Origin of the sequence: Stenotrophomonas sp. Iso1 (assembly GCF_027497995.1) — a bacterium.
Lineage (GTDB): Bacteria > Pseudomonadota > Gammaproteobacteria > Xanthomonadales > Xanthomonadaceae > Stenotrophomonas.
On the sequence record NZ_JAODBT010000003.1, the window covers coordinates 360,745 to 386,836 of the forward strand.

Genomic DNA, 26,092 nt, shown 5'->3' on the forward strand with positions numbered 1-26,092 from the left:
AGCATAACGCCGCCAACGTACACGGACGTTGACGGCGTCATTCACATCGGACCTGGCGTTGGGCCAGGACTCAGCGAGCCCGACTCAGTCGGCCCAGCGCCCGGGACCGGTCGACTGTGGCAGTACCTGTGCCGATAGCGGAACGTCCTTTTCCAGCAGATTCAAGGCATCGGCCAAAATCGAGGCCGACTCCTTCAACAGCGGGTCCGGACGCTTCTCGGCGGCCTTTTCGCGGGCGGCATCCTTGACGATGTCGCGCTCGTTGCCGGTCAGGCCGTCGTCACTGCTGTCCTCGGCCAGCGGATCCAGCGGCAGGCCAAGATCCTTGCGGATCTGCTGGCGCTGCTTGCGCTGCGCTTCCTGTTTGTCACGCTCGGTGCGGCGCTCGGCTTCGTTGAGCGACACGTACTTCTTGGCGGCTTCGGTGCGGAACTGCTGTACGTCCTCTTCCCACCACTTGAACTCGCGGTCGCTCTGGATGCGCTCGGCGTGACGCGATTCCAGACGCGGCAGGATTGGTGCGAAGTTGCCGTAGCGGGTGTGCGGTACTTCAGCGATGCGGGTCCACGGCAATGCGTTGTCGTAGGTGCTCTCGCCGAACTCGCTGGCGTCGACGCTGGCCGGGAATGCCAGGTCCGGCACCACACCCTTGTGCTGGGTGCTGGAGCCGCTGACGCGGAAGAACTGGGCGATGGTCAGCTTCACCTGGCCAAAGCGTTCCTTCTCACTGGCCGGCCAACGGTCCAGCGGCACCACGTTCTGCACGGTGCCCTTACCGAAGGTGGTCTCACCAATGACCAGGCCACGGCCGTAATCCTGGATAGCACCCGCAAAGATTTCCGACGCTGAAGCCGAGCCACGGTTGATCAGCACCGCCAGCGGGCCATCCCACGCCACGGCCGGATTGCGGTCGCTGTTGACGGTGACGCGGCCACCGGATTCACGCACCTGCACCACCGGGCCCTGCTCGATGAAAAGACCGGTCAGTTCAATGGCTTCATCCAGCGAACCACCACCGTTGTTGCGCAGGTCCAGCACCACGCCGTCGACCTTGTCGGCCTTGAAGCCGGCCAGCAGCTTGGCCACGTCGCGGGTAGCGGAAGCGTAGTCAGCAGCGTTGCGGCGGCGGCCCTCGAAATCCTGATAGAAGGTGGGCAGCTTGACGATGCCGACGCGACGCTCGGCTTCACCGGGCGCGCCGGGGATGCTCATCGTCTCGCCCTTGGCGGCCTGCTCGGACAGGCGGATCTTCTGCCGGGTCAGGGTCAACATACGGTGCTTGCCATCCACGCCGTCGGCAGCGGGAATGTATTCCAGCCGTACCTGGGTGTCCTTGGCGCCACGAATCTTGGAGACCACGTCGTCAATCCGCCAGCCGATGACGTCTTCCACCGGACCGGAACGGCCCTGGCCGACACCCACAATGCGATCGCCGGCTTTGAGCGTGCCGTCCATCGCCACCGGGCCACCCGGCACTACTTCACGGATCACCACCACGTCGTCCTGGCGCTGCAGCTGGGCGCCAATGCCTTCCAGCGACAGCGACATGGCCTGATTGAAGTTCTCCGCCGTGCGCGGGGTGAAGTAATCGGTATGTGGGTCAACCGCGCTCGTGTAGGCGTTCATGTAGAACGAGAACACATCCTCGTTCTTCAGCTCGCTGATGGTCTTACCCATCGTTTCGTAACGCTTGTCCAGCGTCTTGCGGATGTCCGAGGCCGCTTTGCCGGCCAGCTTCAAGCGCAACCAGTCGTTCTTGACCGACTTGCGCCACAGGTCATCCAGCTCGGTGCTGGTCGCCCACGGCACGTCCTTGCGGTCGTAGTTGAAGCGCTCGTCGATGGTGAAATCCGGCTCCTGCCGAAGCAGGCGGCGGGCGTAGGCAACGCGCTCGCCCACACGCTCGCGGTACACCGCAAACACCTGAAACGCCGGATCCAGCTGGCCGGTGCGTATCGCATCCCCGGTCTGCGCGGCCAAGGGCGCGAAACGATCCACGTCTTCCTTGGTGAAGAATTGCTTGCCGCTGTCCAGCGATTCCAGGTAACGCTTGAACACGTCCTGCGAAGTCGCCGCGTCCAGCGGACGTGGACGATAGGCGTAACGGCTGTCCGAAAGCAGGCCGTACACCAGTCGCGACGTCGTGGTCTGGTCAAGCGTGGGGGCCGACGACGTCGGCACGCTGGTATCGGCACGTGCCGACAATGCGGCGGGTACGGTCAGCGCCAATGCCAGCAGGAAAGCGGGAACTCGGTAGTTCATCAAAGTACTCGTGGCACCGGACGATAGGGGGAGATTGCAGACGGATCAGACAGCCTGACAGTGCCGAAAGTTTCAGCACTTGTCACGTTGTCCATCAGCAGCCTAGCCGCTGCGTCGTAGCAGAATGTGAATCGACATGACCGGCGCCTGACCGCCCGCACTCACGTGCAGGCGGTAGCCGGTAGACGCGGGCAAGCCGGGGCGTGCTCAGACGGCGACGCCAGCGCCTGCGGCCTGCTGGTCGGCGTGGTAGGACGAACGCACCATCGGGCCCGAAGCCACGTGCGTGAAGCCCAGCGCATAGCCATAGTCCTCGAACGCCTTGTATTCCTCCGGCGTCCAGTAACGCAGCACCGGGTGATGGTGCGCGGTGGGCTGCAGGTATTGGCCGATGGTGATCATTTCCACGTCATGCGCACGTAGATCGCGCAGGGTGGCCTGCACCTGCTCCAGGGTCTCGCCCAGGCCGAGCATGATGCCGGACTTGGTCGGCACGTTCGGGTGCTGGGCCTTGAAGTTCTTCAGCAGGGTCAGCGACCACTGGTAATCCGCACCCGGACGCACGTTGCGGTACAGGTCCGGCACGGTTTCGATGTTGTGGTTGAACACATCCGGCGGGTTCTGCGCGAGGATTTCCAGCGCGCGCTCCATGCGGCCCTTGCCACGGAAGTCCGGGGTCAGCACTTCGATGCGGGTACCCGGCGATTTCTCGCGGATGGCGCTGATGCAATCAACAAAGTGCTGGGCACCGCCGTCGCGCAGATCATCGCGATCCACGCTGGTTACCACCACGTACTTCAGGCCCATGTCGGCCACGGTCTGACCGAGGCTGGCCGGCTCATTGGCATCGGGCGGCTTGGGGCGGCCGTGGGCCACATCGCAGAACGAGCAGCGGCGGGTGCAGACCTCGCCCAGAATCATGAAAGTGGCGGTGCCATGGCCGAAACATTCGTGAATGTTCGGGCAGCTGGCCTCCTCGCACACCGTCACCAGGCGGTTCTCGCGCAGCTTGGCCTTGAGGTTGGCCACGGCATTGCCCGAAGGAATACGCACGCGGATCCACGATGGCTTGCGCAGCACCGGCACATCGGCGAACTGCACCGGCGAACGGCCGATCTTGTCGCCGCCGATCTGCTTGACACCGGTTTGCAGCGGCGCGGACGGAGCATCGGCCTGCACGACCTGCAGGGGAATGGAGCGCGTGGTGGTTTCAGTCATGGCGTTATCGGCGGCCTCAGAGCCGCATAGTGAGGTCGGGCAATTCGGGGGTCGCATGCAGTTCAAGACCGAACTGCTGTGCCAGATGGGACAACAGCACCGGCTTGATCGCCTCGATGCCCGAGGGACCGCCCAAGTCTAGCACCGAGGTCACCTGCATCCCGGCGTAGCCGCAGGGGTTGATGCGGTGGAAAGGTTCCAGATCCAACGCGGCGTTCAGAGCTAATCCGTGGAAGCTGCAGCCGCGACGCACGCGGATGCCGAGTGCGGCAATCTTGGCACCACCGACATACACACCGGGCGCGCCGTCGAGCCGTTCAGCGCCGATATTCCACTCATCAAGCGTATCGATGATGGCCTGTTCGATGCGGCATACGTAATCCCGCACGCCAATGCCCAGCCGGCGCAGGTCCAGCAGTGGATAGACCACGATCTGGCCGGGGCCGTGATAGGTCACCTGGCCGCCACGGTCCACATGCAGCACCGGGATATCACCGGCCGCCAGCACATGCTCGGCCTTACCGGCTTGGCCCAGGGTGAACACCGGATCGTGCTCGACCACCCACAACTCATCGGCAGTGGCGTCACCGCGCGTATCGGTGAAGCGCTGCATTGCGTGCCAGACCGGCTCATAGGCCTGCCGGCCCAGCTCGCGCTGCACCGCTGTGCGTGGCCGGGTGGGCAACACCGGGGTAACCGCGCAGCTGGTTACAGCGTCCACTTCACTTCCGGATGATTGCGCAGGGCTTCATGCGCGGCGTCGTACTGCTCGCGACTCTCCGCCGTGAAGGCAATACGCACGGAAACGTACTTCTCATTGGAAGAGTGCTTCCAGGTGATGCGTTCTTCCAGCACTTCAATACCCGCGTTCTGCAGCAGCTGCGGCAGCTCCCGCTCCAGCCCGATGTTGGCGGCGCCCATGGCGCTCACCTCGAAGGTGCCGGGAAACTGGTAGCCGTGTTCAGGGTTGTCGGACTTGATTTCCATGCCCGACATTATCGGGCCGAAAGCAGGCAAACCCAAGACCATGGCCGGCCCACAGCCTTCCATGAACGAAAAACCTCGCAGCACCAAGCATCCCCGGCAAAGGCTGCTTGCGGGAATAGCCACCCTGCAGCCCGCACGACGCCGGCCAAGGCTCAGCGCTCAATGCCCGACGGGAGCATGGCCGGGCTCCAATAAGTGAAGGGCCGCTTGCGCGGCCCTTCACGGTTAAACCCAGGGTTACTTGGAGAGCTGCAGCAGCGTGGACGACACCCAGCCACGGTTACCCAACTCATCCTCGACTTCCCACATCGCGCCTTCCTTGGTGCCGGTCGGGTAAAGCATCATGCCCGGGTCAAGGGTGCGCACCGGGGCGCCGGTACCGCGTGCATTGGCCAGCAGACGGCCGGCACGGGTCACGGTCACGGCCTGCTGCGCATTGGCGGCGGACGCGTTGTCCGGCAAACCACCCAGCTGGGCAATGATGTCGGTGTAAGCCTGCAGGTAAGCCATGGTGATCACCTGGCCGATTTCGGTGTTGGCATAACCGCCAACGCCTGCGGCGCCCAAGCCACTGCCGCCGAACAGGCCGCCGCCGGCACCGAAGCCCATGTCGCTCTTGCGAGCCGAGCCTTCAGAGATGGCCACCTGCTCGGACGAACGCACGTCGGTCACGGTCAGCACCACGTCTGCGGTCTTGCTGGTGAAGTTCAGGCCACCCACCACCGCACCGGCGCGACCACCGATCAGGCCACCCAGCAGACCGCCCAGGGCATTGCCGCCGGCGTTGCTGTTCTGCGAGATCAGGTCGGGAATCATCACGTAATCGGCAGCCCGAATCTGGCCCTTGCCGACGTTGGAACGGCCACGCAGGTCACCGCTGGCTGCCAGCTCACGCTCGAACTGGCCAGCGGCCATGCCGGCGCCACGGTCAACGAGAGTGAAGCAACGCGAACGGTTGACGAAGGCCTTGATCAGGCGCGACGGCGCCGGCAACTGCTGGCCGGTCCACCAATGCGTGGAGTCTTCCGGCTCGATCACCGAGAGCGTACCGATGGGACGCTGGCACACCGGAATCTGCGCGGCAGCTTCCTTGCGCTGCTCCTGTGCCTGGGTGCCACGGTTTTTGAACGCCGCCTCGGCCGGCTGGCTGACCAGCACCGCACCAATACCCACAGTCAAAGCCGCTGCGACGAGCGGCGAAAATACATTACGCATCACTTAACTATCCCCGTTACCTGCACCATTCGAGGTGCGTTCCTTTGGCTTAGAGACCTTGCGGCAAGATCCTGGTCCTTGGTGATACCGATCAGGCAAGCGCGGGCCGGTCGCGAGCGATCCTACAACACGAACTTTACGGTTTCCAGCAACCATCCACAGGGCCTGGTCTGGGAGCCAAGCCCTGTCGAGGACGACAGGATGCCAGCCAAACCAGGCACGCCAACCTGAATCCGCGTCTGGCGCGGATCCAGGATGCGGGCCGAATGGCCCGGCCAAGTCGTGACGGATTACTGCTTGGCGCCAAGCACGGCCGACGGCAGCCAACCGCGATTGCCCATTTCATCGTCGACTTCGATCATCCCGCCGTTACGCCCACCCGTGGGGTAAGCGAGCATGCCCGGCTTGAGCTCAGCCACGACGGCCGCCTGGCTGTCCGGATGGGAAAGCAGGCGCGCCATGCGATGCAGGATCATGGTGCCTGCGGTCGCGGCCATCTGCCCACCCGCAGCCACGCTCTGGCCTGCAACCTGCTGCGCCATCTGGCCTGCAGCACCGACCATGCCGCCCTGCTGAGCCATCACGCCCATCGCAGCCTGCGCGACGCCAGCACCGATGCCCTGACCTGCCACCTGCTGTGCCACCTGGCCAGCGGCGCCAACCATGCCGCCTTGCTGAGCCATCGCGCCCATTGCAACCTGCGCCACACCGGCACCAACGCCTTGGCCCGCAACCTGCTGTACTACCTGGCCCGCTGCGCCGACCATGCCACCCGGCCCTGCCATCGCCCCCATGGCGGCCTGCGCCATACCAGCGCCAACACCCTGATCTGCAACGTGCTGCATGGCCTGACCCACCATGCCGCTCTGCTGCGACATACCGTCCATCGCCATCCCGTGCGCAGCCATCGGCGCTGCGGATCCTGCCTGCAACCTCACTGCGGCCGCATTGGCCAGCCTTGCCTGCGATGCGGCCAACGTCTGATACGCATCCGGCGGTGGCACCGGCGTTACTGCCCGCGTCGCCTGCGGAACACGACGGTTTGCCAGCGCACCTCGCTTCTTGCCGATCTCGTCGACCATCCGCTCATAGGCCTCTTCGTAGGCCTCCTTGATGACCTTACCGATCTCGGTGTTGTCCCAACTGCCGACGTTCACCCCGGCACTGCCCTGCAGGTTGGAGGCCGATACCGCGGCCGCCCAGGCCTTGTCGGTGATCTTGGCTTCGCCGGTCACACTGATGAGCTGCTCGGATGTGCGCACATCCACCAGAGTCAACACCACTTCGGCAGTCTGTTTTTTCGTCGTCAGCTTGCCAGCAACACCCAAGGTGGCGACATTGAACATCGCCCCCATCAAGCCACGCTTGTTCCCGCCGTTGGATGCCCCGCCGCCAATGTTCATGCCGCCAGCATTGGCATTTTGCGACACGATATCCGGCACCAGCACGAAGTCCGCACCACGCATCTGACCACCGCCGATGTTCTGGTCCTCCTGCAGATGCCCGCCCATGGCCAGTTCCCGCTCGGCCTGTGCCGCTGTGAAACCGGCACCACGATCAAGCACGGTGAAGCACTTGGAGTCGTTGACCAGCACTCGCAACATGCGCGTCGGTGCAGGCAGGCCGTAGGTCGCCCAGATCCCCATACCGTCATCCGGCTCGACAATACGCAAGCTGCCCTGTGCGGAATCGCACTTCCCCGAAGACATGCCCAAGAAAGCGTGGCTTGGAAAGCTTGCCGACGCCGACACAAATGCGATGAAACCGGCTGCCAGAACGGCAGGCCGATGGATGGTGTTCTTCATGTTTTCCCCCTGTTGCCGCACTCCCTGCGAAGTTGCGGATATAAAACGTCCGACCAACTAAAACGTCGCCCGCATTTCGCGGCCTCACGCCTTCTTCACGAATATTAATGACTAACAATCATAAAAGGGAAACGTAAGAGCCCGCCCGGGACCCGGATTTCCCGAACGGGCGGCCGGTACTGCAACGATGTGATCCATCCCAAATGGCTGCTGCCATCACTTCCCCATCGCTAAGCTGGGCATCATTTTTTGATCCGTACTGGACATGATGCTTACTCGCACATGGCTACCCTTGGCCCTGACGCTCGCCGTCAGCCCCCATTTCATTTCCCCTGCACACGCAGCTGAGCAATGCGCACAGAGCGCACTGCACGATCATCCGCCAGCGATCAATTTCCGCGTCGACAACGATCTGCTCGGTGGTGCCCAGCAGGACCAGGGCTACAGCAACGGGGCGATGTTCACGCTGGTCTCGCCAAACCTGCAGGACTACACCAACGATCCGTGCCTGCCACGCCTCGCGCGTTGGATGAACAGTCATCTGGAGCGCCTGCATCCCGGCGAGTTCAAGCAACAGAACATGATCTTCAGCTTCGGCCAGGGGCTATACACACCCACCGACAACACCCGCACCGATCTGATCGAAGACGACCGGCCCTATGTCGGCGTGCTGCTGGTCAACTTCGGCTACAACGCGCGCAGTGACAATCACCTGCGCACCACGCAACTGGCACTGGGAATGGTGGGTCCATCGGCCCAAGGCAAGCAGGTGCAGGATGCGGTGCATAGCGTGCTCGGCGATGAAGACTTCAGGGGCTGGGACAACCAGCTGCACGACGAGCCGGTGTTCAAATTGCTGCATGAACGGATGCAACGCTGGCCGGCCAATGGCAATGCCGCAGGCTGGGGTTGGGATGCGATCAGCCACTGGGGTGGCGCCATCGGCAACCTGGCCACCTATGCCAATGCCGGTGGCGAAGTACGCTTTGGCTGGAGGCTGCCGGATGACTTTGGCAGCTCGCCGATGCGGCCCGCCGGCGAGAACACGGCGCCCACGCGTTACGGCCGCGTGCAGGGGTGGTCGAGTCATTTCTTCATCACCAGTGATGCGCGCTGGGTAGTACGCGACATCACGCTGGACGGCAATACGTTCCGCACCAGTCACAGCGTGGACAAGCGCCCGTTCGTGGGTGATATCGGTTACGGCGTGGCGGTGATGCGCGGCAGATGGAAGTTCGCACTTGCCCGGTATCACCGCACGCGCGAGTTTGATGGGCAAAAGGAAACGCCCGTGTTTGGAAGCTTCACCATCAGCCGGACACTTTGATCGTTTGACTGTGAGGCCTTGGCTGTTGCTCTGGCTGTTGCTCTGGCTGTTGCTCTGGCTGTTGCTCTAGCTGTTGCTCTAGCTGTTGCTCTAGCTGTTGCTTTATCTGTTGCTTTATCTGTTGCTCTAGCTGTTGCTGCTGTCCCCTCTCCCGCCTGCGGGAGAGGGCTAGGGTGAGGGCAGCCCTTGCTCTGAGCTTCTTCATCTACCAATGAAACTGGCAGTTCAGAAGCAAGAATCGAAACAACCACAACAGCAGAAGCAAGAGCGCCCTCACCCCTACCCCTACCCCTACCCCTCTCCCGCAAGCGGGAGAGGGGATAAAAGCCAAAGCAGAAGCAACTGCAACTGCAACTGCAACTGCAGCAAGAGCAAGAGCAACAGCAACAGCAATACCCAGCGCCATCGGCGACTATCAAAGGCAGCTGTAACCCTGCCTCCTCAACAAACCCCAAAAACAAAAGCGGCGTTGCTACGCCCCATCAACCCGAACATCGGTCGACAAAGCGCGGCAACGCCGCCTGGCCGTCAGGCCTGTGGAAGCCGTTATTCGGACTTCCACCACATCATGAAGGCATCCCACAAGCGCTTGAAGAAACCACCTTCTTCAACTGCCTGCACCGCTACCAGCGGCGCCTCGGCAACGACCTTGCCGTCCAGCGATACCTTGACCGTACCAATCTGCTGGCCCGCCGCGATCGGTGCCACCAACTGCTTCGGCACATCCATGCTTGGCTTCAAGTCGTTGTAGCGACCACGCGGCACGCTCACCAGCATCGGCTGCGCAACACCCAGCTGCACGACGTCGGCGGCGCCCTTCCACACTTTCTGCGTGGTCACGGCCTTGCCCGGCTCATACAGACGGTGGGTCTCGAAGAAACGGAAACCCCAATTCAACAGCGCCAAGCTGTCATCCGCGCGCTGCTTCTCCGAAGCGCCGCCCATCAGCACAGCAACCAGACGCTGGTCACCGCGCTGGGCCGAGCTCAGCAGGCAGTAACCGGCAGCCGAGGTATGGCCGGTCTTGATGCCGTCCACGCTCTGGTCGCGCCACAACAACAGGTTGCGGTTGGGCTGGGTGATCTTGCCTACCGTGAATTCCTTGATCTTGTTGTAGGCGTAGGTTTCCGGGTAATCGCGCACGAATGCGCGGCCCAGCAGCGCCAGGTCATAGGCGCTGGACTGGTGCCCTTCAGCATTCAGACCATGCGCGTTGACGAAGTTCGAATCCTTCATGCCGATCTTGGCGGCATAGCTGTTCATCAGCGCCGCAAATGCTTCTTGGCTGCCGGCAGCGTGTTCGGCCAAGGCAATAGCCGCATCGTTGCCGGACTGGATCGCCATGCCTTTTTCCATGTCGACCAGACGCGCGGTCTGGTTGACCGGGAAACCGCTGTAACTGCCGTCGGTACCTGCGCCGCCTTCGCGCCAAGCGCGCTCGCTCATCATCACCTGGTCATCAGGCTTGATCTTGCCGGTCTTCATTTCGGCGGCGAGCACGTAGGACGTCATCACCTTGGTGATACTGGCCGGCGGCAGCGGGGTGTGGATGTTCTCGCCTGCCAGCACCTGGCCGGTGGCGTAATCCATCAACACCCAAGCGGTGGACCTGCTCGGAACCGGTGCCGGCGGCGTTGCCACCTGGGCAGGTGCGGCCGCGGCAGCCGGTGTCGGAACCGGTGTGGGGGTCGGCGTCTGGGCAGAAGCCAGGCCAATGGCGAAGGTCGTGGCCAGAGCGGCGGCGGCAAAACGGAATTTCATCGGAAAGCAGTTCCTGATGGACGAGGAAGGAAAAAACGGGCGGTCATTGTAGGACTCCAACGCCTATCCAGCGGGAGCACGGAGTGACTGCGTTCAGTCGCGGACGATCTGTGGGCTGCCAAAGCCCAGACCCGCGATACGCCCAGCAAGTTCCGCTGCCGTGGCTTGGTCGCTTGCCGGTACGCGCAGCCGCCACAAGGTGCGGCCGCCGCTGACGATGTCACTGAGGGAGGCACCGACAATGCCGGCAGACGACAGTTGCCCCATCGCACGGGCGGCATTGTCGCGACTGGAAAAACTGGCGACCTGCAGCAGGATCGCACCCAGCGCGCGCGTGGCCGGGTCTTGCCTGCTCGCCGTCGCCGGCATCGGGGCGACGGGTGCCAGAGCCTGCACCGTCACCGCCTCAGGCGCGCGGCCTGCGGCAAGTGTGGTGGCAGGACGTGCACCGTGGGCGTTGGTTTGAATAGCCACCGGTGCGGCCGGCAGCTTTTCCACCAGTTGGTCCATGTGACTGGGTGCGGCGGCAGCAACCGCATGCGTCGTTGCCGGCACTGCAGCGGCGGCGGCACGTTCACGACGCGTGCGACGGCTGTCGTTGGAAGCCTGCAAGTTGTCGCTGCCCGGCGTCAGGGCACGCACTTCCACTCGACCGGTGCCGCGCTGGGTGATGCCCAGACGCACGGCAGCAGCGTAACTGAGGTCGATCACCCGGCCGTCGTGGAACGGGCCGCGGTCATTCACGCGCACCACCACCGACTCGCCATTGTCCAGATTGGTGACGCGGGCAAAGCTCGGCAAAGGCAGCGTTTTGTGTGCCGCGCTGAAGGTGTACATGTCGTACACCTCGCGATTGGAAGTGAGCCGGCCATGAAACTTCTGACCATAGTACGAAGCAGTGCCCTGCTCGACGTAACCATCCACACGGTCCATCACTTGATACTGCTTACCCAGCACCACGTAGGGCGATTTGTTGCCAACCGGCGAACGTGCCTCGCTGGTCACCACCGGTTCGGGAATACAGCCCACATTGGGCACGTAATCCGGCGTGGTGTCCTTGACGCCGGGTCGATACAGCCCGCCAGCGGTGTAGTTGCCACGTGTGTTCAGGTCTTCCTGCGCCCGCGCGTAAGGCGAACCTTCCGGGCAGCCATTGCTGGCATTGCCTCTGCCATGCACCAGCGCACCCGCCTGGGTGCTGCCGGTTCCAGCCGCGGTTTTGCCAGGCTTCTTCGGGGCGCTGCTACAGGCAGCTAGCCCGAGCACGATCAACGCAGGGACCAGCCACTTGATGTTCATGCCGGGGGAAGCTCCTTGCCGGCGATGGCCTGGGATAGCTGGAACACGGCCATCGCGTACATTTTGGAGATGTTGTAACGGGTGATCGCGTAGTAGTTCTGGAAGCCCAGCCAGTACTGCTTGCCGTCGCTGCCTTCCAGCGTAATCGGCGTGGCGGTGGCGCCCACGGCACGCACCGGTACCACCGGCTGGTAACCGCGTGCTGCCAGATCAGCCAGGGTGTGATTGGGGGTCCAGTCAACGGGATTGAACTCTTCGCGGCCGGCTGCCAGCGTTGCCGGCACGGCGACGGTGCCACCGCGCACCCAACCGCCCTTCTTGACGAAATAATTGGCGATCGACGAGAACACGTCGTCGTAGCTGTTGAACAGGTCACGGCGGCCATCGCCATTGCCGTCAACCGCGAAATCCAGATAGCTCGATGGCATGAACTGGCCCATACCCATCGCGCCGGCATAGCTGCCCTTGAGCGTGTTGATGTCCAGCTGCTCCAGCTTGGCCAGCTCGAACAGCTTGGCCAACTCGTCGCGGAAGAACAGCTCACGACGCACCTCGCGCTCCAGCTTGGCCGGGTCACCGGTGCGCGGATATTTGAATGCCAACGTGTACAACGCGTCGATCACACGGTGGTTGCCGGCATTTTTGCCGTAGCTGGTTTCCACACCGATGATCGAGACAATCACTTCGGCCGGGACGCCCGTGCGCTCCTGCACGCGCAGCAGTTCGTCGCGGTGCTCGGCGAAGAATTTCTTGCCGCCATCGATACGGGCCTGAGTGATGAACATCGGCCGGTATTCATTCCACGGCTTGACCCGCTCGGCCGGGCGCGACATCGCCGCGATGATCGGCTCGCGAATCTGCGCCTGTGCCAGGGTGGCTTCGATGTAAGCGGGGTCGATGCCGTAGCGGGCCGCGGTGTCACGCACGAAATTGGCGCGGGCCGTCTCAAACGGCACCGGAGTCAGATCAACCGGCGGCAGATCCTGCTTCTTTTCCGGGACCGCTTCTGCAGGGCCAGCGGCCGGTTTGACCGGCGTACCTGCGCTCGAAGGCGGGGTGACGGGGGCATGCGGCTGGGTTGCACAGGCAACCAGGCCGAAGGTGATACAGCAAATAAGTGCGCGTCGAATCATCGGCCGAGATTAGCAGGTCAAAGATGAATTTCCATCAATAAGGCCATGAATCACAACAGGATTGAGGTGCAAATTTGCAGCAGCGTAGCGATGGCATCGTGTCAGTTCGACCGCTGCTCAGCATGAATACGCGAAGGCGCTGGCTGGTACGACGCGATTGCGTCGACAGATAGGGAGCCATGTACCGCTGTGGTTTTACCCGTGATGCATCTGCCGAGCATGGCTCGGCACTAAAGCAAGCACTCGCGTATCCAACGTGCCTCGCAATGCCTCAGTTGAAAAAAGAACGCCGGCCATCTCCCCATCCCACAGAGATGACCGGCGTTCTGATTGACCCTTGGGGGAACCGGGCGGCATCTCCCCACGCCAACCCGCCAATGGTCAATCTGGCTGTCACAGCGCAAGCGCAATAAGTGACGGGCGCAATTGTGAAGAATTTGTCAAAGAAAGTGTTTGATCTGGATCAACCCTTGAGCACGCAGTCAGCCGCCGTGGACAGGCCGATGCTCGCGTACCGCCATTACAAGGCCAAATCCAGCCAGCAGTGACACTGCCGAGGTGCCGCCGTAGCTGATCAGCGGCATCGGCACGCCCACCACCGGCAGCAGGCCGGAGATCATGCCGCCGTTGACCAGGATGTAGACGAAGAACGCCAGACCTGTGGAGCCTGCAAGCAGCCGGGAATACCCATCGCGCGCTTCCACCGCGATCCACAGGCAACGGCCGATCACGAACAGATACAACGCCAGCACCACCGCGACGCCGACCCAGCCAAACTCTTCGCTGAGTACGGAGAATGCAAAGTCGGTGGTCTGCTCTGGAATGAAGTTCAGGTGCGACTGCGAGCCCAGGCCCCAGCCCTTGCCGGTGAGCCCCCCCGAACCAATGGCGATCTTGGACTGGATGATGTTCCAGCCCGCGCCCAGCGCATCGCTCTCCGGATCCAGGAACATCAGAATCCGGTCTTTCTGATACGGCATCAGCAACCAGAACCAGGCCACCGGCGCGGCTGCGGCAACGCCGGCGACGCCCACGCCCACCCACCACCACGGCAACCCGGCCAGCAGCAACACGAAGGCGCCGCTGGCAGCGATCAGCACGCCGGTACCAAAGTCCGGCTGCAGCATCACCAACGCGGTCGGTACGCCGATGATCACGCCCGCCACCAGCACCACCGGAATCCTCGGCGGCAACGGCATGCGATTGAGATACCAGGCCACCATCATCGGCAGGCTGACCTTGAGCAACTCGGCCGGCTGCAGATAAAACAGGCCCAGGTTCAACCACTGCCGACCGTATTTGCCGGTGCCCAGCACGAATACCGCCAGCAGCGGCAGCATTGAGACGGCATAGATCATGGGTGTCCACGCGCGGATGCGCAGGATGGACATGCGCGAGACGCCCCACATCGCTACCAGGCCGACCGCGAAACGCGCGCCCTGTGCCATCACCAGGCCGCTGCCACCGGCGCTGTCCAACACCGACAGGCCAATCAGCATCAATGCACTCAACGCCATCAGCAGTGGCCAGTCCAAGCCACGAGTGAGGCGCTGCGCCATCTCCAGCGCCCAGCGCAGGAAATCCTTCATCGGTTGGCCTCCCCAGCAGCCGGTGTCGACGTGGTCGGCCGCGTCGGCGTGGCGGGAGCAACGGCAGACGGGACGGGTTCGCCGGGCACGGGCTGCGGGGCTGGCGAACCCACCATTACCGGCAACGCGTCGGCCAACATCAGCGCTGCCTGTTCGCCACGGGCGCGCCAAGTCGGATCTTCGGTGTCGAATGTGGTCACGCCCACGGCAACTGTGCCGCGCTCGGCATCCAGTGGCTGCAAGCCATCAGGCATCACGCCGAGCAACCACGCATCAAACACCTTGCGTGCGATGGGTGCCGCGGCCGAACCACCGTAGCCACCACCCTCCACCGCGATGGCGATGGCGATGACGGGATCCTCCGCAGGTGCAAAGCCAACAAACAGCGCGCGATGGCGCAGATGCATCGGCAGGCTCTTCGGGTTGATTGCCGCCGTGCCCTTGCGGCTGATCACCTGCGCCGTGCCGGTCTTGCCAGCCATGCGATACGCCGCGCCCGCCGCCACGCGCCAGCCACTGCCGCCGGGCTGCATGGTGCCCATCATGCCTTCGCGTACCGCCTGCAGATTCCCGGCATTGGGACTGATCGGCCTGCCTGCCGGGTGCGTTGTCGGCGCCCAGTCGTGGTCGAACCCGGCCCGTCGTTCAATCACCAGATGCGGCGTGCGCAGCTGCCCGGAAGCAAGCCCGCCCACGCCTCGCACCAGTTGCAACGGCGTCACCTTCCACAAGCCTTGGCCGATGCTGGCGTTGACGGTATCGCCCGGATACCAGCGTTCATTGCGCGCCTTGGCCTTGGAGGCAGGCGACGGCAGGATGCCGCCGATCTCGCCAGCCAGATCAATGCCTGTCGCGTGACCAAAGCCGTAACCGCTCATGTACTGATCGAAACGGTCGATGCCCATGTCCATGGCGAGCTGGTAGTAGTAGGTGTTTACCGACTGCGAGATGGATTTGCGCAGGTCGGTCCAGCCATGACCGCCACGGTTGGCATCACCCCAGCCACGGCTGACGCCGGGCAGGTAGAACATGCCGCGCGAGAGAATCTTGTCTTCCGGGCGGCGCACGCCACTGTCCAGGCCCGCCAGACCGATGAATGGCTTGATCGTGGAACCCGGCGCCACGCCGCCGAGCACCAGCCGGTTGAACTGCGGCCGCGAGGGGTTCTCGTTGAGCTGCTTGAAGTCGGCGTGCGAGATGCCGTTGACGAACAGATTGGGGTCGTACGACGGCAGGCTGACCATGGCCAGGATCTCGCCGGTACGCGGATCGATCGCCACCGCAGCGCCTTCCTGCTCGCCAAACGCGGACACCATCGCGCGCTGCAGGTCAGCGTCGATGGACAGGCGCAGGTCCGTGCCCGACTGTGCCGGCACCCGGCCGATGGTGCGGATGGCCCGCCCCTGCACATTGGTTTCAACCTGTTCGTAACCGATCCTGCCGCGCAGCTGTTCTTCGTAGAACCGCTCCAGCCCGGACTTGCCGATATGGGTGAGCGCGGCATTGCCTTCGCCCAGCTCTTCCAGATCCTTGTCATCCACCCGGCCAACGTAGCCAATCACGTGCCCCAGCAGGTCGCCGTAGGGATAACGCCGGGTCAGGTAGGGCTCCAGTTCCACGCCAGGAAAACGCCAGCGGTCCACCGCAAAACGCGCCATTTCCTCATCGCTGACCCGCAGCTTCAGGGTCACCGGCATGAAAGCGCGGCGTGCCTTACGCGACAGGTTGAAGCGCTCGATGTCCTCTTCGCTCAACGCGAAGATTTTCTGCAGGCCGTCCAGCGTGGCGGCCATGTTCTCGACTTTGTCGGGGGTGACGTCCAGACGGAATGCCGGCACGTTTTCGGCCAGCAGCCGACCGTTGCGGTCGTAGATCAGGCCGCGCCCCGGCACCACCGGCCGCGCCTTGATGCGGTTGGCTTCCGAGCGCGTGGCATAGATATCGTGGTCCAGCACCTGCAGCTTGAAGTACCAGCCGCCCAACAGCCCCAGCGTCAGCAACACCCCAAGGAATCCCAGCGCCGCGCGGCGCCGGAACTGCTCGGATTCAGCGTGCGTGTTCTTGGCCTGGCGCCGGTTGTACATCGTCAGCGACCGCGCTTGCCCAGCCGCAGCGCATCCAGCAGCGCATACAGGGGCAGCCACAACGCCATGCCCAGCAGCGGCGCCCACCAATAACTCCAGGGCAGCGCCGGCTCATCGGCCATCAGGTGGATGGCGGCGTCGATGACGCGGTCGTTGAACAACAGGCCGCCGATGGCCAGTGCCTGCTGCGACAACGGAAAGAAGCGCAAGCGCGCGCGGAAGCGCTGCAGGATGAAAGCCATCACCACCAACCGCAGCGCTTGCTCGCCGAGAATGCCGCCGAACATCACATCGGCCAGCAGACCGACGCAGAACGCAAAGCCCAGGCCCACCCGGTCAGGCGTTTCGATCACCCAGAAGGCCAGCACCAGCGCCAACCAGTACGGGCGCAACGGCTGCAGCAGTTCAGGCAGCGGCACCAATCCCATCAACAACGCCAGGGCCACGCTGACCGGCAATACCCAGGTTTTGGCGCGAAGGCGGCTCATGGGCGCACCTCCGGCGAAGCGGCAGGCGCTGCCTGTGTCGGCGCAGTCGAAGACGGCGCGGGTGCGGCGCGGGTCGGTGCGGCGGTGTTGCCTGATGCGGGCTGAGTCGTGACAGGCACTTGGCGGGGCGAGGTGCTCTGCACGGCCGGAGGTTGCGTGGCGTCAGGGGTTGGCCGGTGCGACGGCGTCAGGCCAGCACCTGCTGCAGGCACCGTGGCTGTGTCCGTTGTCGCCGGAGACAGCGGCGGCGGCTCCAGTCCGGTCGTTACAGGCAGTTGCGGCACGCTGGCCACCGAGCGCAACAGCAGTACATTGCGGCCGCGGTCGAGCTTGGCGGCCGGTTCCAGCTCGCCGACCAAGAAGGCATGAGTGTCGTCCGGGCGCAGCTTGAGGATCTTGCCGACCGGGAAGCCGGCCGGGAAGCGTCCGCCGAGACCAGAGGTCACGATTTCATCGCCCACTTCCACGCCAGCACTGAGCGGAATGTCACGTAGCTCCAGACGGTCGCCGCGACCATAGGCAATCAGCCGCACGCCGTTGCGTGCCACCGTCACCGGAACCGCGTGGTCCGGGTCGGTCAACAACAGCACAGTCGAATGACCCGATGACACCACGATCACCTGCCCCATCAGGCCACCCGCATCGATCACCGCCTGACCGACGCGGACGCCGTCGCGGCTGCCCGAATCCAGCACCAGCCGCTGCTTCACCGGGTCCAGGTCGATATCCAGAATCGGCGCCAGCTGCACATCCAGGCCGGCACGCTCGGACACATTCAACAGCTCGCGCAGCTGGGCATTGTCCAGCGCAGCGGTCTGCAGCCGCGTCAGGCGCGCATTGGCGACCAGCAGCTGATTGCGCAGCTCGCGGTTTTCGGTGACCAGTTGGCCATGGCTGGCCGCGTTGTCCCTGACGGTGGCACCCAAACGTCCGGGCAGCCCAGCCAGTGTCCAGATCGGCTGTACCACCAGGCTGGCCTGCGCACGCAAGCGCGACAGCCAGCCGCCCTGGTTATCGAGCACGATCAAGGTGATGGCCAACGCCAAGTACGCCAGCAGGCGCAAAGTGCTGCTGGCGTCACCCTGTCGGGAGGCTACGGGAGGACCGGCGTAAGGGGGCACGAAATAAGCGCTGGGAACTGGGAAGAGAAAAAAAGGAATGGAGGCTGGAAAAACACCCGGATTTCAGCGTGCGCACCCGACTTCTTCGGCGAGACATGGCGGGGCGTGGAGCATGAGCCGGCACCCGGTAACCCGCGTGCGCTCATTCCCAACTCCCCGTCCCCTGCTCCCCGTATCACTCCGGCGCAAAGAACTCGTTGCCGTGCATGTCCACCAGCTCCAACGCACGACCGCCACCGCGGGCCACACAGGTCAACGGATCATCGGCCACCTGCACGTGCAGGCCGGTTTCCTCGGAGATCAAGCGGTCCAGGTCACGCAGGAGTGCGCCACCACCGGTCAGCACGATACCGCGCTCAGCGACGTCGGCGCACAGTTCCGGCGGAGTCTGCTCCAGTGCCAGCTTGACCGCCGAGACGATTCCCGACAGCGGCTCGTGCAGGGCTTCCAGCACTTCGTTGGAGCTGATTTTGATCATCTTCGGCACGCCCTCGGCGAGGTTACGGCCGGAGATTTCCATCTCGATCACTTCCGCCTGCGGGTAAGCGCAGCCCAGCTCCACCTTGATGCGCTCGGCAGTGGCCTCACCGATCAGCATGCCGTGGTTGCGGCGCACGTAGTTGGTGATCGACTCATCGAAACGGTCACCACCAATGCGCACGGAAGCCGAATACACGATGCCGTTCAGTGAGATCACCGCCACTTCGGTGGTGCCGCCACCGATGTCGATGACCATCGAACCGCGCGCCTCGGTCACCGGCATGCCGGCGCCGATCGCAGCAGCCATCGGCTCTTCGATCAGGAACACATCACGTGCACCGGCCTCTTCAGCCGATTCCTTGATGGCGCGGCGCTCGACCTGGGTGGAACCGGCCGGCACGCAGACCAGCACGCGCGGGCTCGGGCGCAGGAAGCGCGACTTGTGCACTTTCTTTATGAAGTGCTTGAGCATTGCCTCGGTGTAGGTGAAATCGGCGATGACGCCGTCCTTCATCGGGCGGATGGTGGTGATATGGCCAGGGGTACGGCCCAGCATCTGCTTTGCCTCGGCGCCGACGGCAGCCACAGAGCGGGTACCACCGATGGCGCGGTCCTGGCGCACGGCCACGACCGACGGCTCGTTCAGAACGATTCCCTGCCCGCGCACATAGATGAGGGTGTTGGCCGTGCCCAGGTCGATGGACAGGTCATTGGAGAACATGCCACGCAGCTTCTTGAACATCTGGGAGGTGATCCTGAGGGGTGTCGTGCCCACGCCGGTTGGCGAAAAAATGGGCAGAAATTGAGGGCGGTTAGCCTATCAACCCACCATGGCCCGAGCAAGGAGAATCCTTGTAAATTCGGGCCCTCACACCCTTTCCCGCAGCCAACGTACAGATTCAGTTCTGGCCGTGCGCCGTTGCAGCCGGTAACCTTATGCGCTTTGGCGCGAATCGCGCCGCACCGCCTGCGCGTGCACGGCGGCGACTTCCCCTTTTTCGCATAGGCCTGTTCGCGATGTCCGCTTTGATCTGTGGTTCCCTTGCCTTCGACACCATCATGGTGTTCCCGGACCAGTTCAAGAACCACATCCTGCCGGACAAGGTGCACATCCTGAATGTGTCGTTCCTGGTGCCGCGCATGCGTCGCGAACTGGGCGGCTGCGCCGGCAACATCGCCTACAACCTGAAGCTGCTGGGCGGCAGCCCGATTCCGATGGGTACCGTGGGCCAGGATTTCGGCCCGTACCGGGAACACTTCGAACGGATGGGCATTGACCTGAGCCAAGTGCGTGTGCTGGAGGATATGTTCACCCCGCAGTGCTTCATTACCACCGACCACGACAACAACCAGATCACCGCCTTCCACCCGGGCGCGATGATGCGTTCGCACGACAACCACGTGAAGGACGTGCCGGGCGTCACCTTCGGCATCGTTGCTCCGGACGGCCGTGACGGCATGATCCAGAACGCTGCGGAGTTCCTGGAGTGCGGCATTCCCTTCATCTTCGACCCGGGCCAGGCGCTGCCGCTGTTCAATGGGCCGGAACTGCGCCAGTTCATCGAGCAGGCCGACTACGTGGTGGTCAACGATTACGAGTCCAACCTGCTGCAAGAACGCACCGGCTGGGGCGAAACCGACATCGTCGCCCGGACCAAGGCCTACATCACCACCCAGGGCCCGCGTGGCGCGATCATCCACACCCCGGAAAAAAGCTACGACATCCCGCCGGCGCATGAGCGCCGCGTGGTTGACCCGACCGGTTGCGGCGACGCCTTCCGCGCTGGCCTGATCTATGGCATCGAAAAGGGCTACGACTGGCTGACCATCGGCCGCATGGGCAACCTGATGGGCGCCCTGAAGGTTGAGCACCCCGGCACCCAGAACCAGCGCTTTGACTTCGCCGAGTTCAACGACCAGTTCAAGCAGCAGTTCGGTTATTCGCTCTAAGCACCACCGAAGTGAAGCAAAAAAAGAACGACGCCGAGGCGTCGTTTTTTTATCGCTGGCTGATGTCGTAGAAGAACAAACCATGCCCATCCGCCCTTCTTGGAACCTGCCCGCGAACGAGGCGAAGGAACGCGCGAACAATGTGGTTTCTATGGTGCGACCCCGGCGACCTCGCTCCGCCAGCATTCCAATAGCTCGGAGCAATCGTGCAGTTGCCAGCGCGCCATGCCCGGCCACAAATCATCCGGCTGATTCACCAGCACGCCGGGCACACCCGCCGCCTGCGCGGTCGCCAGGTCGTAGTAATGATCGCCGACCATGCGCATCGCCGCCGGCGCCACATTCCAGCGCTTAGCGAAGAACTGCAGCCCGGCCGGTGAGGGCTTGGGCGCAACTTCCCAGCGGCCGACAATTTCCTCCGTCGCGAAGCAATCCTCCAGACCAATGGCCGCCAGCGTCACCTGCGCCAACTCGCGCGCATTGCGGGTGAGGATGCCGAGCCGGCAACCGGCGGCTTGCAGCGCGCGTATCAGCGCCACCGCGCCTGGCGCCGGCACTGCTGCCAGCGCAAGCGCATGTTCGTGCTCCATCAACCACGCGTGACTCTGGGCCGCCTGCTGCGCAGGCAACGTGGCCAGGTGCTGCAGGATGTCGGCGTCAGCCGGTACGCCCAGTTCGCGGCGGATCCATTCAAAGTCATGCACCGGCTCGGTCAACGTGCCGTCCATGTCGAAGACCCAGTGGCGGCTGTTGCCCACGGCGTGCATGGCGACGGCGCCGTCCGCATCGTTGCGCATCCGGCTCAATCCCAGTTCGGCATCTGGCTGTCGTCGAGTCCACCGACCTCGAACACCGCCTTGCGGGTGCCGCCAGCCTTCACCGGGAACTCGATCTCAATGACCTTCGCCCGGCGCGCCTGACGCCAAAGCCCCCGGTTGTCGACGATGAACATGGCAATGGCTTCGTCGGTGTCCGGGCGATTGGCGGCCATGGGCCGCGCAGCACCGCCATCCACGCTCACCTTGACCTGGCAGCTGCGATAACAGTCCTTGGCGAAATCACTGCTCTGCAGCACCAGATAGGCATGGCGCTTCCACTCCGGGTGGTCACGGAACACCAGATTCACCGGTTTGGCGGCGCTGCCATCCACATCGACGCGGTCCTTGCTGTAAATCGCAGCCGAACGCTGCGTGCCGCCCTTCACCGGCACCTGGTTGTAGTTCCAAAGCGCCTGCATGCGGCGCAGTTCGCGCGCGGCCTCGGCCTTCTCTTTCACTTCGGCAAAGCCCGGCTCGATGCGCTTGACGGTTTCCGAGTCCGGGTACTGATCCAACAAAGCTGCGCCGTGGATGCGTGCCTTTTCCCAGTCGGCCGCGGTCACTGCCGCGTCGTACAGCTTGCCGATGCCTTCGGCATCTGCCTCACGCTTGGCCCGCTCTTGCGCCGCTGCGGCTTCCTGCTGCTGGCGCTCGGCCTCCGGGTTGCTGCACGCGACCAAGGCGACGACGCACAAGGCGCCAAGGATCAAAGGTTTCATCAGGCTGCTCCATGGAAACGGGCGCGACGCCTGGCCGCGCGACGGCGTCCACTTTAAACATCCATGCGCTGGATTGCTTGTGCTCGGAGGGCCGGTACCGGTGATCAGGGTTTGGATTGTTCGATTGTTTGATTGCTGCTGTTTATGACTTTGGTTGCCGGGTTCCTGCCCTGGATGCCGTCATTCCCGCGCAGGCGGGAGTGACGGGTAAAAGCAAAAAAACGGAGGGACGAGGCAAAGGCACGGGAAAGGCAAAAACACAACAAACGAAAAACCTCGTACCCCTCGCCTTTCTCAGTCCTCCATCAACCGCCCTTCGCGCCACCAATGCGCCGACGGCGCCGGCTTTCGGATATCCAAACGCTCGCCCATCTGCGGTGCAGTCAACGCAGCACCCCGCATGGCAGCCAGTGCAGTGATCCGCTCGAACGGCTCGGTCCACGGATGCAAAGCCAGATCAAACGTACCGTTATGAATCGGCATCAACACCTTGCCGCGCACGTCCAGATGCGCCTGCAGGCTCTGCTCGGGCTGCATGTGCACATCGGGCCAATCGGCGTCGTAGGCACCGGTCTCGATCATGGTCAGGTCGAACGGGCCGTAGCGTTCACCAATCCGCGTGAAGCCATCGAAGTAACCGGTGTCGCCGCTGAAGAAAACACGGGTTTGACCGGTGTCGATCACCCACGATGCCCACAACGTGCGGTTGCCATCGGACAAGCCGCGGCCGGAGAAATGCTGCGCCGGAGTGGCGACGATCTTCAGCCCTTCCACCCGTGTTTCCTGCCACCAATCCAGCTGCGTCACCTTTCCCGCCGGCACACCCCAGCCAATCAAGCGATCACCCACACCCAGCGCGGTCACGAAATGTTGGACCTTCGGCGCCAGCGCCATGACCGCAGCGTGGTCGAGATGATCGTAGTGGTCGTGGGAAATGATCACCCCGGTGATCGGCGGTAATTCGTCAATGGACAACGGCGGCGCATGAAAACGCTTCGGCCCCATGAACGACATCGGCGAGGCGCGCTCGGAGAAGACGGGGTCGGTCAGCCAGAAATGGCCGTCCAGTTTGAGCAGCATGGTCGAATGCCCGAGCCGCCACAGGCTGTCATCCGGCGCGTCCAGCACAGCCTGCCGGGTCAGCGTCTGCACCGGGATCGGCGCCTGCGGACTGGCGTCGGCCGGCTTGTCGAACACAAAACGCCACAGCACTTCGACGGTACGCACGAAGCCCAGCGAGGTCTTTGCCACCGGATTGTGGAAACGGCCATCGCCAAACTGCGGCGACTGGTCATAGGAAGCGGCGGGATGCGCGCCGCAGGTCAGCAGGCCAATGGACATGGCGATCAACACCGTAAGAAGGAGGAGAAACCGACGCAGGCGACGCTTCATCGGGGCTTGCCCTGAAAAGTACACCGGCGAGTCTACTTGCCTTTTCCGAAAAGTAAACTGAACGGTGTAAAATCGCCGCATGACCTCTCTTCCCCGCCCTACCCGCCTGACCGACCGCAAGCGCGAGGCAATCCTGCGGGCTGCCGTGGCCGAGTTCCGCGAATTCGGCTTCGCCGGTACCAGCATGGACCGCATCGCCGCCACGGCTGAGGTTTCCAAGCGCACGGTCTACAACCATTTCAGCAGCAAGGACGAGCTGTTCGCCGCCATCCTGTGGCAGCTCTGGGAAGCCAGCCGCGCACTCGAAAGCGTGGCCTACGATCCCGCCCGACTGCTGCGCGAGCAACTGCTCGCCTTCGTTGAACAGAAGCTGCGCCTGCTCAGTGACCCCAGCTTCATCGACCTTTCGCGCGTGGCCATGGCCGAGTTGGTGCATGCCCCCGAACGCGCCCGCGCCATGATGGACAAGCTCGCCGAGAAGGAAGAAGGCCTCACCAGCTGGATCCGCGCGGCACAAGCCGACGGCCGCCTGCGCAACGACATCGCACCGGCCGATGCCGCCCATCAGCTGCAGGGCATGGTCAAGGCATTCGCATTCTGGCCGCAGATCGCGATGGGCCAACCGCCATTGGGCGACGCCGCGCAGCAACAGGTGATGCACGACTGCGTGGACATGTTCCTGGCCGTGCGCGCACTCAAGCCCTGAGCGCGCAGGTATACGGAAAGACGAGCCTACCCGTCGTTTCACCCGCACCGCACGACAACGACTTCGCCTCGATGAACTCACCGCAGCCGGTGCCATGTCACAGCGCTGACAACGACATCGCCGGGCGGCCCCATCTGACCGCGTTACCTTTGACACTGCGGCGGTCATGAGCCCCTCCCTACACTCCGCCAATGCCCTTGGGGCTCTATCGCAGATACCCCACGTGCCTAGTTCCTGGAAGTTGTCTTCACTGCTGCTGGCTGCGCTACCACTGAATGCCCTTGGCGCCGATCAATGGATCGTTGCGACCGATCTCTGGGGCAATACCAACTACCAAACGTTGACGCTGGATATACAGGGCAAGCGCGTCGCAGGCATCTTGGACAGCGCTCCCGTCACCGGTGCATTGACCGGCAGGCAACTGCAGTTCACCGCAACGGAAAGCGATGGGCAGGTCTATCACTTCGATGGCCGCATCGATGACGCTCGCATGCAGGGCCACAGCGACCAGCCCGACACCAACAATCACAGCGCGCGTGCCACACATGCATTCCGCGCTTGGCAAGTGCCCTCGCGTGCTGCGGCCACGCCGCAACTGCATACCTTTACGCCGACCGATTACTCCAACACCTTCAGTGCGGACCGCGCGCCGGTACTGGTGATATGGCCAGGCGATTCGGTGCAGACCAAAACCCTGGACTCGGGTGGCGTCGATGAGAAGGGCATCACCCGCGCGTTGTTTGGCAATCCGCAGGTCGGGCCGTTCTTTGTCGTCGGTGCCGAGCCCGGCGACACGCTGGCGATCACACTCACTTCGCTCAAACTCAACCGCGACTATGCCGACAGTCTCGATGGCGTGGTGGGAAGACTGAAGACACCGCGCATCGCCGCCGAAACCACCGCACTGGGCGAGCCGGTTCGCTGGCAGTTGGATCGCGCGCGCGGCGTTGCACGTCCGCACGCGGCAAACGGTGCATTGAAGAACTTTGAAGTGCCGGTGAAGCCCATGCTCGGTGGTCTGGCAGTCGCACCGGGCTTTGGCTATCCACCATTTTCCACCGGCGACACCAGTGACTTTGGCGGCAATATGGATTTCAACGCCGTTGTCGAAGGCAACACTGTCTATCTGCCGGTGCAGCAGCCCGGAGCATTGTTGTACCTGGGCGACGGACACGCATTGCAAGGCGATGGTGAAACCACGCAATGGGCACTTGAGACATCGCTGGACGTGGTTGTGCAGGTTGAACTGATCAAGCGGCATTCAATCGCCACCCCACGTGTGGAATCCCCCACCCAGATCATGACCCTGGGGCAAGCCGGTTCAAGCGACGACGCACTGCGCATCGCGACCTCCGGAATGCTGCAATGGCTGCGCCAAGCCTATGGACTGAACCTCTCCGAGGCGACCCAGGTGCTGGGTGTAGCGGTGCAGTACCACGTCGCCAACCTCGCCGGCCGTAGCGTCGGCGTCGCAGCAAAGATCGACAAGGCGGTGCTGAAAAGCTTGCCTGCGGCAGCATCCACGAAACCGGCCAACGCCAGCAGTACCGGCAACAAGTGAGCGCAGCCGATGCAACGCTGCCGAAAGGCCGCTTGCATCACCGCTCAGCCAAACGACAGAGCATCAGCCCGGGTAAGCGCAGCGCGTCCGTGTAACCATCTCATCGGCCGCATTCTCAGTCTCGGCATATGCCGCGAAACCCCCAGCACATCGGATAGTGCAGCATCTGCAAGCCGC

General features: G+C 63.4%; 21 protein-coding genes. 4 read left to right on the plus strand and 17 right to left on the minus strand.

Going from position 1 to position 26,092, the window contains the following annotated elements; all coding sequences use genetic code 11:
- Positions 1-84: 84 nt before the first annotated feature.
- The 6 genes from PAN08_RS14490 to PAN08_RS14515 all read right to left on the minus strand — a co-directional run bounded on the left by PAN08_RS14490 (position 85) and on the right by PAN08_RS14515 (position 7,391).
- Entirely contained in the window at positions 85-2,262 is a 2,178-nt protein-coding gene (locus PAN08_RS14490) for a carboxy terminal-processing peptidase (protein WP_269792211.1), read from the minus strand.
- A 207-nt stretch (positions 2,263-2,469) separates the two neighbouring features.
- Complete coding sequence (lipA, locus tag PAN08_RS14495; protein ID WP_269792212.1) at positions 2,470-3,480, minus strand: lipoyl synthase; 1,011 nt, start codon at positions 3,478-3,480, stop codon at positions 2,470-2,472.
- 16 nt (positions 3,481-3,496) lie between these two features.
- Complete coding sequence (gene lipB / locus PAN08_RS14500) at positions 3,497-4,168, minus strand: lipoyl(octanoyl) transferase LipB (protein ID WP_269792338.1); 672 nt, start codon at positions 4,166-4,168, stop codon at positions 3,497-3,499.
- Positions 4,169-4,188: 20 nt separating this feature from the next.
- Positions 4,189-4,467, minus strand: coding sequence for a DUF493 family protein (locus PAN08_RS14505; RefSeq protein ID WP_269792213.1), 279 nt, complete (start codon positions 4,465-4,467; stop codon positions 4,189-4,191).
- Between the two features lie 237 nt (positions 4,468-4,704).
- Positions 4,705-5,682, minus strand: a complete 978-nt coding sequence (locus PAN08_RS14510) for a CsgG/HfaB family protein (protein ID WP_269792214.1) — start codon at positions 5,680-5,682, stop codon at positions 4,705-4,707.
- A 290-nt stretch (positions 5,683-5,972) separates the two neighbouring features.
- Entirely contained in the window at positions 5,973-7,391 is a 1,419-nt protein-coding gene (locus PAN08_RS14515; RefSeq protein WP_269792215.1) for a CsgG/HfaB family protein, read from the minus strand.
- 361 nt (positions 7,392-7,752) lie between these two features.
- Between PAN08_RS14515 and PAN08_RS14520 the strand changes: the two genes are divergently transcribed.
- Positions 7,753-8,814 carry a lipid A deacylase LpxR family protein gene (locus PAN08_RS14520; protein ID WP_269792216.1) on the plus strand — a complete coding sequence of 354 codons (1,062 nt, stop codon included), beginning with the start codon at positions 7,753-7,755 and terminating at the stop codon, positions 8,812-8,814.
- A 546-nt stretch (positions 8,815-9,360) separates the two neighbouring features.
- On the opposite strand, the gene PAN08_RS14525 is transcribed toward PAN08_RS14520, so the two are convergent.
- The 8 genes from PAN08_RS14525 to PAN08_RS14560 form a co-directional block, all read right to left on the minus strand.
- Positions 9,361-10,575: a D-alanyl-D-alanine carboxypeptidase family protein gene (locus PAN08_RS14525; protein ID WP_269792217.1), complete on the minus strand. Its 1,215-nt coding sequence runs from the start codon at positions 10,573-10,575 to the stop codon at positions 9,361-9,363.
- 93 nt (positions 10,576-10,668) lie between these two features.
- The gene (locus PAN08_RS14530) at positions 10,669-11,874 is read right to left on the minus strand and encodes a septal ring lytic transglycosylase RlpA family protein (RefSeq protein ID WP_269792218.1); all 1,206 of its coding nucleotides are present in this window, start codon (positions 11,872-11,874) and stop codon (positions 10,669-10,671) included.
- Positions 11,871-13,007 (minus strand): lytic murein transglycosylase B, encoded by a 1,137-nt coding sequence (mltB, locus tag PAN08_RS14535; RefSeq protein WP_269792219.1) that lies wholly within the window; start codon positions 13,005-13,007, stop codon positions 11,871-11,873. The genes PAN08_RS14530 and mltB overlap by 4 nt, the downstream gene beginning before the upstream one ends.
- Before the next feature lie 482 nt (positions 13,008-13,489).
- A complete protein-coding gene (rodA, locus tag PAN08_RS14540) occupies positions 13,490-14,596 on the minus strand; it encodes a rod shape-determining protein RodA (protein WP_269792220.1) in 1,107 nt (368 codons plus the stop codon).
- Entirely contained in the window at positions 14,593-16,680 is a 2,088-nt protein-coding gene (mrdA, locus tag PAN08_RS14545) for a penicillin-binding protein 2 (RefSeq protein ID WP_269792221.1), read from the minus strand. The genes rodA and mrdA overlap by 4 nt, the downstream gene beginning before the upstream one ends.
- A 2-nt stretch (positions 16,681-16,682) precedes the next feature.
- A complete protein-coding gene (mreD, locus tag PAN08_RS14550; protein WP_269792222.1) occupies positions 16,683-17,168 on the minus strand; it encodes a rod shape-determining protein MreD in 486 nt (161 codons plus the stop codon).
- A complete protein-coding gene (gene mreC, locus PAN08_RS14555; protein WP_269792223.1) occupies positions 17,165-18,289 on the minus strand; it encodes a rod shape-determining protein MreC in 1,125 nt (374 codons plus the stop codon). Before mreC ends, mreD begins: the two co-directional genes overlap by 4 nt.
- A gap of 175 nt (positions 18,290-18,464) precedes the next feature.
- Entirely contained in the window at positions 18,465-19,511 is a 1,047-nt protein-coding gene (locus PAN08_RS14560) for a rod shape-determining protein (RefSeq protein ID WP_017355500.1), read from the minus strand.
- Between the two features lie 275 nt (positions 19,512-19,786).
- Between PAN08_RS14560 and PAN08_RS14565 the strand changes: the two genes are divergently transcribed.
- The gene (locus PAN08_RS14565; protein WP_269792224.1) at positions 19,787-20,719 is read left to right on the plus strand and encodes a carbohydrate kinase family protein; all 933 of its coding nucleotides are present in this window, start codon (positions 19,787-19,789) and stop codon (positions 20,717-20,719) included.
- A 149-nt stretch (positions 20,720-20,868) separates the two neighbouring features.
- On the opposite strand, the gene PAN08_RS14570 is transcribed toward PAN08_RS14565, so the two are convergent.
- The 3 genes from PAN08_RS14570 to PAN08_RS14580 form a co-directional block, all read right to left on the minus strand.
- The gene (locus tag PAN08_RS14570; RefSeq protein WP_269792225.1) at positions 20,869-21,516 is read right to left on the minus strand and encodes an HAD family hydrolase; all 648 of its coding nucleotides are present in this window, start codon (positions 21,514-21,516) and stop codon (positions 20,869-20,871) included.
- Between the two features lie 5 nt (positions 21,517-21,521).
- Positions 21,522-22,256, minus strand: coding sequence for a hypothetical protein (locus PAN08_RS14575; RefSeq protein WP_269792226.1), 735 nt, complete (start codon positions 22,254-22,256; stop codon positions 21,522-21,524).
- A 294-nt stretch (positions 22,257-22,550) separates the two neighbouring features.
- Positions 22,551-23,597 carry an MBL fold metallo-hydrolase gene (locus tag PAN08_RS14580; protein WP_269792227.1) on the minus strand — a complete coding sequence of 349 codons (1,047 nt, stop codon included), beginning with the start codon at positions 23,595-23,597 and terminating at the stop codon, positions 22,551-22,553.
- A gap of 130 nt (positions 23,598-23,727) precedes the next feature.
- On the opposite strand from PAN08_RS14580, the gene PAN08_RS14585 reads away from it, so the two are divergent.
- Together PAN08_RS14585 and PAN08_RS14590 are read left to right on the plus strand one after the other, a co-directional pair.
- A complete protein-coding gene (locus PAN08_RS14585) occupies positions 23,728-24,354 on the plus strand; it encodes a TetR/AcrR family transcriptional regulator (protein WP_269792228.1) in 627 nt (208 codons plus the stop codon).
- A 223-nt stretch (positions 24,355-24,577) separates the two neighbouring features.
- The gene (locus PAN08_RS14590; protein WP_269792229.1) at positions 24,578-25,915 is read left to right on the plus strand and encodes an acetamidase/formamidase family protein; all 1,338 of its coding nucleotides are present in this window, start codon (positions 24,578-24,580) and stop codon (positions 25,913-25,915) included.
- Positions 25,916-26,092: the final 177 nt, after the last annotated feature.

Bases quoted from the DNA above. Each gene is read 5' to 3' on its own strand.
- PAN08_RS14490 (WP_269792211.1), bottom strand. From the start codon at position 2,262: ATGAACTACCGAGTTCCCGCTTTCCTGCTGGCATTGGCGCTGACCGTA.
- lipA (WP_269792212.1), bottom strand. From the start codon at position 3,480: ATGACTGAAACCACCACGCGCTCCATTCCCCTGCAGGTCGTGCAGGCC.
- PAN08_RS14505 (WP_269792213.1), bottom strand. From the start codon at position 4,467: ATGGAAATCAAGTCCGACAACCCTGAACACGGCTACCAGTTTCCCGGC.
- PAN08_RS14510 (WP_269792214.1), bottom strand. From the start codon at position 5,682: ATGCGTAATGTATTTTCGCCGCTCGTCGCAGCGGCTTTGACTGTGGGT.
- PAN08_RS14515 (WP_269792215.1), bottom strand. From the start codon at position 7,391: ATGTCTTCGGGGAAGTGCGATTCCGCACAGGGCAGCTTGCGTATTGTC.
- PAN08_RS14520 (WP_269792216.1), top strand. From the start codon at position 7,753: ATGATGCTTACTCGCACATGGCTACCCTTGGCCCTGACGCTCGCCGTC.
- PAN08_RS14525 (WP_269792217.1), bottom strand. From the start codon at position 10,575: ATGAAATTCCGTTTTGCCGCCGCCGCTCTGGCCACGACCTTCGCCATT.
- PAN08_RS14530 (WP_269792218.1), bottom strand. From the start codon at position 11,874: ATGAACATCAAGTGGCTGGTCCCTGCGTTGATCGTGCTCGGGCTAGCT.
- mltB (WP_269792219.1), bottom strand. From the start codon at position 13,007: ATGATTCGACGCGCACTTATTTGCTGTATCACCTTCGGCCTGGTTGCC.
- rodA (WP_269792220.1), bottom strand. From the start codon at position 14,596: ATGAAGGATTTCCTGCGCTGGGCGCTGGAGATGGCGCAGCGCCTCACT.
- mrdA (WP_269792221.1), bottom strand. From the start codon at position 16,680: ATGTACAACCGGCGCCAGGCCAAGAACACGCACGCTGAATCCGAGCAG.
- mreD (WP_269792222.1), bottom strand. From the start codon at position 17,168: ATGAGCCGCCTTCGCGCCAAAACCTGGGTATTGCCGGTCAGCGTGGCC.
- PAN08_RS14560 (WP_017355500.1), bottom strand. From the start codon at position 19,511: ATGTTCAAGAAGCTGCGTGGCATGTTCTCCAATGACCTGTCCATCGAC.
- PAN08_RS14565 (WP_269792224.1), top strand. From the start codon at position 19,787: ATGTCCGCTTTGATCTGTGGTTCCCTTGCCTTCGACACCATCATGGTG.
- PAN08_RS14570 (WP_269792225.1), bottom strand. From the start codon at position 21,516: ATGCGCAACGATGCGGACGGCGCCGTCGCCATGCACGCCGTGGGCAAC.
- PAN08_RS14575 (WP_269792226.1), bottom strand. From the start codon at position 22,256: ATGAAACCTTTGATCCTTGGCGCCTTGTGCGTCGTCGCCTTGGTCGCG.
- PAN08_RS14580 (WP_269792227.1), bottom strand. From the start codon at position 23,597: ATGTCCATTGGCCTGCTGACCTGCGGCGCGCATCCCGCCGCTTCCTAT.
- PAN08_RS14585 (WP_269792228.1), top strand. From the start codon at position 23,728: ATGACCTCTCTTCCCCGCCCTACCCGCCTGACCGACCGCAAGCGCGAG.